At 56.7% G+C, this 11,933-nt stretch carries 9 protein-coding genes; 4 read left to right on the forward strand and 5 right to left on the reverse strand.

Annotated features, from left to right (window positions below; translation table 11 throughout):
- Window positions 1-17 precede the first annotated feature (17 nt).
- From lolE to lolC, 3 genes are read right to left on the reverse strand one after another with little or no spacing between them, the layout of a single operon-like run.
- Complete coding sequence (lolE, locus tag N7V53_RS01865) at window positions 18-1,262, reverse strand: lipoprotein-releasing ABC transporter permease subunit LolE (RefSeq protein ID WP_279791806.1); 1,245 nt, start codon at window positions 1,260-1,262, stop codon at window positions 18-20.
- Complete coding sequence (gene lolD / locus N7V53_RS01870; protein WP_023481855.1) at window positions 1,262-1,963, reverse strand: lipoprotein-releasing ABC transporter ATP-binding protein LolD; 702 nt, start codon at window positions 1,961-1,963, stop codon at window positions 1,262-1,264. The genes lolE and lolD overlap by 1 nt, the downstream gene beginning before the upstream one ends.
- Window positions 1,956-3,155 (reverse strand): lipoprotein-releasing ABC transporter permease subunit LolC, encoded by a 1,200-nt coding sequence (lolC, locus tag N7V53_RS01875; protein ID WP_279791807.1) that lies wholly within the window; start codon window positions 3,153-3,155, stop codon window positions 1,956-1,958. The genes lolD and lolC overlap by 8 nt, the downstream gene beginning before the upstream one ends.
- Before the next feature lie 289 nt (window positions 3,156-3,444).
- Here lolC and N7V53_RS01880 point away from each other — a divergent pair, with 289 nt between their 5' ends.
- The 3 genes from N7V53_RS01880 to N7V53_RS01890 all read left to right on the forward strand — a co-directional run bounded on the left by N7V53_RS01880 (window position 3,445) and on the right by N7V53_RS01890 (window position 9,508).
- The gene (locus N7V53_RS01880) at window positions 3,445-4,518 is read left to right on the forward strand and encodes an acyltransferase family protein (RefSeq protein WP_279791809.1); all 1,074 of its coding nucleotides are present in this window, start codon (window positions 3,445-3,447) and stop codon (window positions 4,516-4,518) included.
- Between the two features lie 110 nt (window positions 4,519-4,628).
- A complete protein-coding gene (gene mfd, locus N7V53_RS01885) occupies window positions 4,629-8,075 on the forward strand; it encodes a transcription-repair coupling factor (protein ID WP_279791810.1) in 3,447 nt (1,148 codons plus the stop codon).
- Window positions 8,076-8,548: 473 nt separating this feature from the next.
- Window positions 8,549-9,508 carry a L,D-transpeptidase family protein gene (locus N7V53_RS01890; RefSeq protein ID WP_279791811.1) on the forward strand — a complete coding sequence of 320 codons (960 nt, stop codon included), beginning with the start codon at window positions 8,549-8,551 and terminating at the stop codon, window positions 9,506-9,508.
- An 80-nt stretch (window positions 9,509-9,588) separates the two neighbouring features.
- Here the strand turns inward: N7V53_RS01890 and N7V53_RS01895 are convergent, their stop codons facing one another.
- On the reverse strand, window positions 9,589-9,846 hold the full coding sequence (locus N7V53_RS01895; protein WP_279791812.1) for a YdgH/BhsA/McbA-like domain containing protein: 258 nt from the start codon (window positions 9,844-9,846) through the stop codon (window positions 9,589-9,591).
- 241 nt (window positions 9,847-10,087) lie between these two features.
- Here N7V53_RS01895 and N7V53_RS01900 point away from each other — a divergent pair, with 241 nt between their 5' ends.
- Window positions 10,088-10,723, forward strand: a complete 636-nt coding sequence (locus tag N7V53_RS01900; RefSeq protein WP_279791813.1) for a TetR/AcrR family transcriptional regulator — start codon at window positions 10,088-10,090, stop codon at window positions 10,721-10,723.
- A gap of 520 nt (window positions 10,724-11,243) precedes the next feature.
- On the opposite strand, the gene N7V53_RS01905 is transcribed toward N7V53_RS01900, so the two are convergent.
- Window positions 11,244-11,783, reverse strand: a complete 540-nt coding sequence (locus N7V53_RS01905; RefSeq protein WP_023481678.1) for a glycine zipper 2TM domain-containing protein — start codon at window positions 11,781-11,783, stop codon at window positions 11,244-11,246.
- Window positions 11,784-11,933 lie beyond the last annotated feature (150 nt).

Raw genomic sequence — 11,933 nt, forward strand, 5'->3', positions numbered from 1 at the left:
CGCCGTGACCCGCGGGATTACTGCCCGCTCAGCACCCTTGCCGGATCGATGTTGCTTGCCCGGCGCGCCGGATACCAGCTCGCCAGCAGGCTCAACAGCAACGCCGTTACCAGCACGTACACCACATCCAGCGGATGCAGTTCCGACGGCAGGAAGTCGATAAAGTAGATATCCCCCGACAGGAACTGATGGCCGATAAGCTTCTCAATACCGTTGATAATCGGCGTCAGTTGCAACGAGACAATGACGCCAATCACCGCACCGCAGAGGCTGCCAAACAGCCCCGCCAGCAGACCGTACCAGACGAAAATCGCCCGGATCAAGCCATCTTTCGCGCCCAGCGTACGCAGCACGGCGATGTCGCCGCTCTTATCTTTTACCGCCATTACCAGCGTCGATACGATGTTGAAGCAGGCGACGCCAATCACCAGCACCATCGCCAGATACATAATCGCGCGGATCATCTGGATATCGCGGTACATGTAGCCATATTTGCCGATCCAGCTTTTGATGTAGACATAGCTGTTAGTCACTTCGCCCGCGTCGCGCACCAGCTTTTGAGCGTTAAATACGTCGTTCACTTTAATGGCGATGCCGGTGACGCTGCTGCCCATATCAAGATATTGCTGCGCATCTGCCAGCGGGATCATCGCGTAGTTGTGATCGAGCTGGCCGCTCAGTTGCAGAATACCGGTGACATGCAGGCGCACGCGTTTCGGCTGCAACAATTTATGCGCATCGTCAGAGTTGGGGATCATGATTGAGACCCAGTCGCCCTGCTTCACTTTCAGCGCGTCTGCCACCCCTTTACCAAGGATGATCTGCTGGGAACCGGCGCTAAACCCTTTCCACGCATCGCCCTGCACAAACTTCGGCAGCGCGCTGAGCTGCATCTCGTGCGCCGGATCGACGCCTTTGACCTGAATGGCGCGCAGGTTCGCCCCGCTCTCCACCAGCCCGGTAAAGTTGATATAGGGCGCGGCAGCGGCGATGCCCGGCACTTTTTGCACTTTGCCGAGCACCGTTTCCCAGCCGTTCCACGGCTGATTCACCGGCTCGATTTCGCCATGCGGCACCACCGCCAGAATGCGATTGTTCAGCTCACGTTCAAAGCCGTTCATTGCGCTCAGGCCAACAATCAGCACGGCTACACCGAGCGCAATGCCGACGGTGGAGATAACCGAGATCAGCGACACCATGCCGCTACGGCGACGGCCGCGGCTAAAGCGCAGGCCGATTAATAATGACAGCGGGGATGCCATTACTCAGCCCCCATCAGGGTCAGGTCGGTTTTCAGATGGCCGTCGCGCATCTCCAGCTGGCGGTTCATGCGCTTCGCCAGTTGCAGATCGTGGGTTACCACCAGGAAGGCGGTGCCCTGGGCGCGGTTCAGCTCACCGAGCAGTTCAAAGATGCTGTCGGCGTTACGGGCATCGAGGTTGCCGGTCGGTTCATCGGCCAGCACCAGACGCGGATTGTTAACCAGCGCGCGGGCAATGGCGACGCGCTGACGCTCACCGCCAGAGAGTTCAGACGGACGGTGGCTGGCGCGGTGTTCAAGGCCAACGGCACGCAGCATCTCGCGGGCGCGGGTGTCGATCTCAGCCGGTTTTTTCTTGCCAATCAGCAGCGGCATCGCCACGTTTTCCAGCGCGGTAAAGTCCGGCAGCAGGTGGTGGAACTGGTAGATAAAGCCCAGCTCGCGGTTACGCAGCTCGGCCTTCGCCGTGGAGGAGAGTTTGCTCATCGGGCGGTCGCCAAAGATGACGTCGCCGGAGGTTGGCGTATCGAGCCCGCCGAGCAGGTGCAGGAGCGTACTTTTACCGGAGCCGGAGCTGCCGACAATCGCCATCAGCTCCCCTTCCGCCATGCTGAAGCTGACATTGTGCAGCACATCGGTCTGCACGCTGCCTTCCTGATAGCGTTTGCACAGGTTGTCGCATTGCAACAGGATCTTATTCATAACGTAAAGCCTCAGCGGGTTGAGTGGCGGCAGCGCGCCAGGAAGGGTAAAGCGTCGAAAGTAGCGCAATGGCCATCGCCACCAGCGCAATGCCAACCACCTGTAGCGGATCGATCGCCACCGGCAGCGCCGCGCCGTCAAGCAGCGCGCCGATAATCGGCATCAAATTATTTAACTGGCTGGCCAAAAGCGCGCCCAGCCCGGCACCAAGCAGCGCGCCGATAATCCCGGCGCTGGCGCCCTGCACCATAAACACCGCCATGATCTGGCGCGGCGTTAAGCCCTGGGTTTGCAGAATGGCGACCTCGCCCTGCTTCTCCATCACCATCAGACCAAGCGAGGTGATGATGTTAAAGGCGGCGACGGCGACGATCAGACTCAGCAGCAGCCCCATCATATTCTTCTCCATGCGCACGGCCTGGAAGAGCTCGCCTTTGCGATCGCGCCAGTCATGCCACTGGGTGCCTTCCGGCAGCGTTTGCTGGCTGAGCACATCCACTTTCAGCGGCTCATTAAGCCATAAACGCCAGCCGGTGATATTGCCCGCCGGGTAGCGCATCAGGCGCGAGGCGTCGTCGATATTGACCAGCATCTGGTATTCGTCCACTTCGCTGTTAGCGGCGAAAGTGCCCGCCACCGTGAAGAGGCGCTGGCTCGGCAGACGTCCCATCGGGGTGAACTGGCTGGCGGAGGGGACCATCACGCGGATTTGATCGCCGCGGTTAACGCCGAGTTGGCTGGCCAACTGTTCGCCGAGAATGATGTTGTATTTGCCCGCCTGCAGCTGGTTTTGCTGCACGTTAACCAGAAACGGCGTCAGCGGATCTTTCTGCGCCGGATCGATACCGAGCATCACGCCAACCGCAACGCTGCGCGCGCTTTGCAGCACCACATCGCCGGTGGTCAGCGGCGCAATACGCGATACGCCCTGCAGTTTGACGCTGCTGGCCGGAAGCTGTTGCGGGTTGAGCGAGCCTTTCTGGCTGGTCAGTGTGGCCTGGGGCATCAGCCCGAGGATGTTGTTTTGCAGTTCGCGCTCGAAACCGTTCATCACCGATAAGACCGTCACCAGCGCCATAACGCCCAGGGTGATGCCAATGGTTGACAGCCAGGAGACAAAGCGGCCAAAGCGGTCCGCCGCGCGTCCACGCATGTAGCGTAGACCTATGAAGAGAGTGACAGGCTGATACATGAAATCCGTCTGGTTGCTGTGAGCAGAGTCAGGAGTATATAAGCGAAAGGTGAGAGCGTAAATGCGTGATACCGTAAGAATTCATCGGATTAATGTCAAAAAGCTTCGAAAAATCAAATCGCTACTTTTGCCAGAGCGCGTGTTATGGGCGGGTAAATTACCAGTCTGTCATTTTTTCACCCTCCACTTATTCCGAAAATGAATATATCCAGACTCTTTCCCGTTACATTCAGCGTTTGTATGGCCAGGATCTTTTGCCGGGATTATGGCAATAACAGGCACAAAACGAATGAAACAGAAAACATTATGGATAAACCAGATAAAAGGACTTTGCATTTGCCTGGTGGTGATTTACCACTCGGTTATAACCTTTTACCCCCATCTCTCGGTCTTCCAGCATCCCTGGTCAGAAACGCTTTCTAAGTGCTGGATCTACTTCAACCTCTATCTCGCCCCGTTCCGCATGCCGGTGTTCTTTTTCATTTCCGGCTTTTTGATCCGGCGTTATATCGATGATGTGCCGTGGAAAGACGCGGTCGATAAACGGATCTGGAGCATTTTCTATGTGCTGGCGCTGTGGGGCGTGTTGCAGTGGGTGGGCCTAAGCCACCTTAACGACTGGCTGGCGCCGGAGCGCGATCTCAGCAACTCCTCCAACGCCGCTTACGCCGACAGCTGGCACGGCTTTTTATTCGGTATGCTGACCGCCACCACCAGCCTCTGGTACCTCTACGCGTTAGTGGTCTACTTCACGCTGTGTAAACTGCTTAGCCGCTGGAAAGTGCCGATGCTGGCGTTGATGATTGTAGCGAGCCTGGCGATTAACTACCTGCCGCTGCCGTGGTGGGGGATGAACAGCGTCGTGCGCAATATGATCTTCTACAGCCTCGGTGCCTGGTACGGTATGCAGGTGATGGAGTTTGTTAAAACCGTCTCCCTGCGCCGCTACGCCCTGCTGTTTGCCGTCGCTGTAGTGGTGGCGTTTGGGCTGTGGATGTTTAATATGCCGCTGCCGCTCTGCCTGCTGTCGATTGTCGGCATCATGCGCCTCTTCCAGGAGATGGAGAAGCGCTTCCCGCCGAGCGAAAAGAGCCTGCTCAATGTGGTCGGCTCCAATACGCTGGCGATCTACACCACGCACCGCATTCTGGTCGAGGGGTTCAGCCTGGCGCTGATCAAACCGCTTAACGCTGGTGTCTGGCCGCCTGCGGTCGAACTGGCGGTGCTGATTGCCTATCCGGCGGCGGTGCTGCTGATCTGTACGCTGGTCGGGCTGATGGTGCGCAAACTCTCCTCCGCCCTGTTTGGCGATCTCTTTTTTACACCGCCAACGAAGCACCTTTCAGCGGCTACGGCACGCTGACAGGGCGATTTCTTGGCTAAACTCACCTAATCACACATAATCCTCGTATTGCGTATCAAGGATATGCCCCCATAACGGGGGTATATCCATAATGAGATCTTCATATCCCCATGCCTGAACAATACCGTTATTCCCTGCCGTCTAAAGCGGGTGACCAGCGCCAGTTTGGCGAGCTTACCGGCGCGGCCTGCGCCACCGAAGTGGCAGAAATTATTGAACGACACGCCGGTCCGGTTGTGCTTATCGCCCCGGATATGCAAAACGCGCTGCGTTTACATGATGAGATCAGCCAGTTTACCGACAACCTGGTGATGAACCTCGCAGACTGGGAAACGCTGCCCTACGACAGCTTCTCGCCGCACCAGGAGATTGTCTCCTCCCGTCTCTCCACCCTTTACCAGTTGCCCGCAATGCAGCGCGGCGTGCTGATCGTCCCGGTTAATACGCTGATGCAGCGCGTCTGCCCGCACAGCTATCTGCACGGTCACGCACTGGTGATGAAAAAGGGGCAGCGTCTGTCGCGGGATCAACTGCGCACGCAGCTTGATAGCGCCGGCTACCGCCATGTTGATCAGGTGATGGAGCACGGCGAATACGCCACCCGTGGCGCGCTGCTCGATCTATTCCCGATGGGCAGCAGCCAGCCCTACCGCCTCGACTTTTTCGATGATGAGATCGACAGCCTGCGCCTGTTTGATGCCGATACCCAGCGCACGCTTGAAGAGGTGGAGGCGATTAACCTGCTTCCGGCTCATGAGTTTCCGACCGATAAGACCGCCATCGAGCTTTTCCGCAGCCAGTGGCGCGATAAGTTCGAGGTGAAGCGCGACGCGGAGCATATCTATCAGCAGGTGAGCAAAGGCACCCTGCCCGCCGGGATCGAATACTGGCAACCACTCTTTTTCAGCGAGCCGCTGCCGCCGCTGTTCAGCTACTTTCCGGCCAACACCCTGCTGGTGAATACCGGCGATCTGGAAGCCAGCGCCGAACGTTTCCAGCAGGATGCGCAGGCGCGCTATGAGAACCGCGGTGTTGACCCGATGCGCCCGCTGTTACCGCCCGACGCGCTGTGGCTGCGGGTCGATGCGCTGTTTAGTGAACTGAAAAAGTGGCCGCGCATTCAGCTTAAAAGCGAGCAGGTGGCCGATAAAGCGGGCCAGATTAACCTTGGTTACCAGAGCCTGCCGGATCTCTCGGTGCAGGCGCAGCAGAAATCGCCTTTGGATAATCTGCGTAAATTCCTTGAGTCCTTCAGCGGCCCGGTGGTCTTTTCCGTAGAGAGTGAGGGCAGGCGTGAAGCGCTGCTCGAACTGCTGGCGCGCATCAAAGTTGCGCCAAAGCGCGCTCTGCGTCTGGATGATGCCAGCGCGCCGGGCGCGTGGCTGATGATCGGTGCCGCCGAGCGCGGGTTTATTGATACGCTGCGTAACCGGGCGCTGATTTGCGAAGGCGATTTGCTGGGCGAGCGCGTTGCGCGCCGCCGCCAGGATACGCGCCGCACCATCAACCCGGATACGCTGATCCGCAACCTGGCGGAGCTGCATGACGGCCAGCCGGTGGTGCACTTTGAGCACGGCGTCGGTCGCTATGCCGGGATGACGACGCTGGAAGCGGGCGGCATCACCGCAGAGTACCTGATGCTGACCTATGCCAACGACGCCAAACTCTACGTTCCGGTCTCGTCGCTACACCTTATCAGCCGCTATGCCGGCGGCGCGGAGGATAATGCCCCGCTGCACAAACTGGGCAGCGATGCCTGGACGCGCGCGCGGCAAAAAGCGGCGGAGAAGGTGCGCGACGTGGCGGCGGAACTGCTGGATATTTACGCCCAGCGCGCGGCGAAGTCGGGCTTCGCGTTTAAACACGATCGCGAACAATACCAGCTCTTTTGCGATGGTTTCCCCTTCGAAACCACCCCGGATCAGGCCCAGGCGATCAATGCCGTGCTGAGCGATATGTGCCAGCCATTAGCGATGGATCGGCTGGTGTGCGGCGATGTTGGCTTCGGTAAAACCGAAGTGGCGATGCGCGCTGCCTTCCTCGCCATCGAGAACAATAAGCAAGTAGCAGTGCTTGTGCCGACCACCCTGCTCGCCCAGCAGCACTTCGATAATTTCCGCGACCGCTTTGCCAACTGGCCGGTGCGTATCGAGATGCTGTCGCGTTTTCGCAGCGCCAAAGAGCAGGCGCAGATCCTTGAGCAGGCCGCCGAAGGGAAGATCGATATTCTTATCGGCACGCATAAACTGCTGCAAAGCGATGTGAAAATGAAGGATTTGGGGCTGCTGATCGTCGATGAGGAGCACCGTTTCGGCGTGCGGCATAAAGAGCGCATTAAAGCGATGCGCGCCGACGTTGATATCCTGACGCTCACCGCAACGCCGATCCCGCGCACGCTGAATATGGCGATGAGCGGCATGCGCGATCTGTCGATCATTGCGACGCCTCCCGCGCGCCGTCTGGCGGTGAAAACCTTTGTTCGCGAATATGACAACCTGGTGGTGCGCGAGGCGATCCTGCGTGAAGTGCTGCGCGGCGGCCAGGTTTACTACCTCTATAACGATGTGGAGAACATCCAGAAAGCGGCCGACCGGCTGGCGGAGCTGGTGCCGGAAGCGCGTATCGCCATTGGTCACGGCCAGATGCGCGAGCGCGAGCTGGAGCGGGTAATGAATGATTTCCACCATCAACGGTTTAACGTGCTGGTCTGCACCACCATTATCGAAACCGGGATTGATATTCCGACCGCCAATACCATCATAATCGAGCGCGCCGACCACTTTGGCCTCGCACAGTTGCACCAGCTGCGCGGTCGCGTCGGGCGTTCGCACCATCAGGCCTATGCCTGGCTGCTGACGCCACATCCGAAGGCGATGACTACCGATGCGCAAAAACGGCTCGAAGCGATTGCCTCGCTGGAGGATCTGGGCGCAGGCTTTGCGCTGGCGACTCACGATCTGGAGATCCGTGGCGCGGGCGAACTGCTCGGTGAGGATCAGAGCGGGCAGATGGAGACCATCGGCTTCTCGCTCTATATGGAACTGCTGGAGAATGCCGTCGATGCGCTGAAAGAGGGTCGCGAGCCGTCGCTGGAGGATCTTACCAGCCAGCAAACGGAGGTGGAGCTGCGCATGCCTGCCCTGCTGCCGGATGATTTTATTCCTGATGTGAATACGCGCCTGTCGTTCTATAAACGCATTGCCAGCGCGAAAGATGAGAATGCGCTGGAGGAGATCAAGGTGGAGCTGATTGACCGCTTTGGCCTGCTGCCGGATGCGGCGCGTAATCTGCTTGATATCGCCATGTTGCGCCAGCAGGCGCAGAAACTGGGGATCCGCAAGCTGGAGGGGAATGATAAAGGCGGCCTGATTGAGTTTAACGAGAAGAACCACGTTAACCCGGCGTGGTTGATTGGCTTGTTGCAGAAGCAGCCGCAGCATTTCCGCCTCGATGGTCCGACGCGATTGAAGTTTTTCCAGGAGTTAAGCGAGCGGAAAAACCGCATGGAGTGGGTGCGCAACTTTATGCAGCAGCTGGCGGAGAACGCCGTCGCCTGACGGCGGGTTAGCGCTCTGCGCGCTTTGTGCCGGATGGCGGCGTTGCCTTATCCGGCCTACGCGATCGTGCCCTTTTGTAGGCCTGATAAGCGTAGCGCCATCAGGCATGTTTTTGGGAGCAAGGGTCGAACATTCTGCCCGAGTTTTGCCGGATGGCGGCGTACCGCCTTATCCGGCCTACGGGTTCGTGCCCTTTTGTAGGCCTTATAAGTATGGTTTTGTAGGCCTGATAAGCGTAGCGCCATCAGGCATGTTTCCGCGGACCAACGTTCGACACCCCGCCCGCTTTTGCCGGATGGCGGCGTACCGCCTTATCCGGCCTACGAACACGATGTTTTTCCCCTCATTCGCGTGTTTTTTTGTAATATTTACAAATGCTTTGCAATAACCAGGGTTTCCCGACGAACCCGATGAGCATAATCCTATTGAGTAGTCTTATTGAAATAACCTTATGATTTACATGGATTATGATCATGTGCAAAATGTCGCGCTTCGCTCACTGGATGACGCTGTTCGCCGTCGCCGCTACGCTTATCTTTGCCCTTCCCGCCCGGGCTAATACCTGGCCGCTGCCGCCTGCGGGCAGCAAGCTGGTGGGCGAAAACCGTTTCCATATTGTTGAGAACGATGGCGGTTCGCTGGAGGCGATCGCCAAAAAATATGACGTTGGCTTCCTCGCGCTGTTACAGGCCAACCCGGGTATCGACCCCTTCGTGCCGCGCGCGGGGAGCGTTGTGACGATCCCATTGCAGACGCTGCTGCCGGATGTTCCGCGCAGAGGGATTGTGATTAACCTCGCCGAGCTACGTCTCTACTACTATCCCCCCGGAAAAAATGAGGTCACCATCTACCCGATTGGCATTGGTCAACTGGGCGGCGATACGCTGACGCCAACGATGGTGACTACCGTTTCTGATAAACGGGCCAACCCCACATGGACGCCGACCGCCAATATCCGCGCCCGCTACAAAGCCCGCGGGATTGATCTACCGCCGGTGATGCCAGCCGGACCGGATAACCCGATGGGTCATCATGCGATTCGCCTCGCCGCTTTTGGCGGCGTTTACCTGCTGCACGGTACCAATGCTGATTTTGGCATCGGTATGCGCGTCAGTTCCGGGTGTATTCGCCTGCGGGATAGCGATATTGCCGCGCTGTTTGCTGCGGTCAGCCCTGGTACACCGGTCAATATCATCAACACGCCGATTAAAGCCTCCGTCGAGCCAGACGGCACGCGGCTGGTGGAGGTGCATCAGCCGCTCTCCGAATCGATCGATGACGATCCGAAAACGCTGCCGATCCCGCTCAATGCGGCGATGAAGACGTTTCAGGCTGAAAGCGATGCGGCGGTGATGGCGCAGGCCATTGAGCTGCGTTCGGGTATGCCGGTGGATGTGACCCAACATGCGCAAGAGAGTATGCAAGCGATGTAACGCCCGCGCATAAACAAAAAGGCCCTGCACAGTGTGCAGGGCCTTTTTTATTGCAGTGGCGTAGCTCGAGGGTGGCGAACTTATTTGTAGAGCACTGCGGTACCGTGCAGGCGATCGGAGCCGGTCACGGAAGTAATACGGTAAGAGGACGCGCCCATCTGTTCGGCTTTGTCGGCCACTTTTTTCTCAACGGATGCGAGGTTGGTGCTGCCGGTCACGCCAATGGCGGTCAGCTCCTGCTGCCCGGCCGGTGCAGACTGCACCTCAACGGCGGCAAAGCTGGCGAATGAGAGAGTACTTAAAACAGCGGCGGTAAACAGCGTGTTGATGGTTTTCATAATGATTTTCCTGATGCAGGTGAACGGAGGTCGTTAAGCATTAAGTTAACGATCGATAGGTAAATCATAAGTGTGATCTATATCACCCGTCAATATTTTTTTATAACGCTCATTAATTAATTTAAATAGTTCTTAGTTTTCATAAGCATATGATTTATTAATATGTGCGGTTTTGCGGCTGGTCATTCACCAGGATTATTTTTATAATGGGTATTCAACAAACCAACAAAGAAGCGGCGATATGACCAGTGAAGTCAGCAGTTGTACGAAAAAAAGCCGTGGCCGACCGAAAGTGTTCGACAGGGAAGCGGCGCTCGATAAAGCCATGACGCTATTCTGGCAGCATGGCTATGAAGCCACATCACTCTCCGATCTGGTAGAAGCGACCGGGGCGAAAGCGCCGACGCTCTACGCAGAGTTCACCAATAAAGAGGGGCTGTTTCGCGCGGTCCTCGATCGCTATATCGCCCGTTTTGCCAGGCAGCATGAAGCGTTGCTGGAGTGCCAGGAGAAGCCGGTAGAAGAGGCGTTGCTGGACTATTTCTCTGCCATCGCCAGGTGTTTTACCAGCACCGATACGCCCGCGGGCTGCTTTATGATTAACACTTCCGCGACGCTTGCCGCCTCGTCGCAGGAGATTGCGAAGACGATTAAAACGCGTCATGCCCGCCAGGAGGAGACATTGCAGCACTTCCTCGCGCAGCGGCAGGCGAAAGGCGAGATCCGGGCAGGCGTGGATATCGCCTCCCTTGCGCAGTTTCTTGGCTGCATATTGCAGGGCATGTCCATCAGCGCCCGCGAAGGCGCAAGCCTTGAAAAGTTACTGCAAATTACCCGCACCACCCTGCGCCTGTGGCCAGATTTGATCAAAGCGTAATAAAAAAATGAGACGGATTTCCGTCTCATTTCCTCTCTGTGATAGTAATTACACAATTCAACGATAGGTAAAATCTATCAGCCATTTCCCTGCCTTTGCTATGCTTAATTGTGATTATTGCGTCGCTAATCATTGTCGGCGGCAATATAAAACAATAAGTATCTTATTACAGGCGTGACTATTTCCCTTGCTCTCACTCTACGCGTAGTACCGATCGTTTTTTATGAGGATAAAGGGTCTTTTACTGACTAATCACATGCAGAAGGAAATGGAAATGATTTTGCTATTACCATTCATCAAAGTGTTAATAGTAATTACATTGTTATTTGGTCTGTGGGTCTTGCTGGGTGGCTCCGTACTGTTTGCATTTGTCTCTGTCCTCATTACCGGATTGCTGGTTGTTCGCCAACAAGACTTTATTTAATAAAGAAAAAGCCTCGCATCGCGCGAGGCTTTTTTATGGCAAAAAAAGGCTCCTCAGCCTGAGCGATGAGGAGCCAATATGCAGAGTACTGCTTTTTTATGCTTTGTTATTCAGGATCAGCTGACCGTTGTTATCGAGCGGGATCTGCGTGCCAGGATCTTTATCCATGCGGATTTTCCCCTGCTGGTCGCCGATTTTATAGGTCACGTCATAACCGAGCATTTTTTCCGATTTGTCATAGACGGTGCTGCAACGCTGCTGAGTGGTCGTGTAGGTGTCTCTCTCCTGCATCCCGCCCTGAATCTGGTTGCCGGCATAGCCGCCGCCTAACGCGCCGACTACGGTCGCCACATCGCGTCCGCGTCCACCGCCAAACTGATGGCCGAGCACACCGCCCGCTACCGCACCCAGCACGGAACCGGTAATACGGTTCTCATCCTGCACCGGACGACGATGCGTTACCGTAACATTGCGACACGCCTCGCGCGGCGTTTTCACCGTCTCTTTGATCGGCGTGGCTGAAACCACCTGCGCATATTGCGGCCCGCGATCGAAAACATTGAGGCTGGCGACTGCGGCAACGCCCAGTGCAGCGGCCACGCCAATACCGATACCCGCTAACATTGATTTATTCACAGGATTCTCTCCCTGGTTGGCTATTGGTAACAATTTTGCAATGGTGCAAGAGGGCAGCCAATCAGAAATCGCGCAAAAATAGGGGTTCGGCAGGTGAAAGCGGAGTTATTCAGAGTTGTCCGAGCGCTAAAGGCACATCAGGCAGAGGGA

The organism is Kosakonia sp. HypNH10 (assembly GCF_029850615.1).
GTDB lineage: Bacteria > Pseudomonadota > Gammaproteobacteria > Enterobacterales > Enterobacteriaceae > Kosakonia > Kosakonia cowanii.

Bases quoted from the DNA above. Each gene is read 5' to 3' on its own strand.
- lolE (WP_279791806.1), bottom strand. From the start codon at position 1,262: ATGGCATCCCCGCTGTCATTATTAATCGGCCTGCGCTTTAGCCGCGGC.
- lolD (WP_023481855.1), bottom strand. From the start codon at position 1,963: ATGAATAAGATCCTGTTGCAATGCGACAACCTGTGCAAACGCTATCAG.
- lolC (WP_279791807.1), bottom strand. From the start codon at position 3,155: ATGTATCAGCCTGTCACTCTCTTCATAGGTCTACGCTACATGCGTGGA.
- N7V53_RS01880 (WP_279791809.1), top strand. From the start codon at position 3,445: ATGAAACAGAAAACATTATGGATAAACCAGATAAAAGGACTTTGCATT.
- mfd (WP_279791810.1), top strand. From the start codon at position 4,629: ATGCCTGAACAATACCGTTATTCCCTGCCGTCTAAAGCGGGTGACCAG.
- N7V53_RS01890 (WP_279791811.1), top strand. From the start codon at position 8,549: ATGTGCAAAATGTCGCGCTTCGCTCACTGGATGACGCTGTTCGCCGTC.
- N7V53_RS01895 (WP_279791812.1), bottom strand. From the start codon at position 9,846: ATGAAAACCATCAACACGCTGTTTACCGCCGCTGTTTTAAGTACTCTC.
- N7V53_RS01900 (WP_279791813.1), top strand. From the start codon at position 10,088: ATGACCAGTGAAGTCAGCAGTTGTACGAAAAAAAGCCGTGGCCGACCG.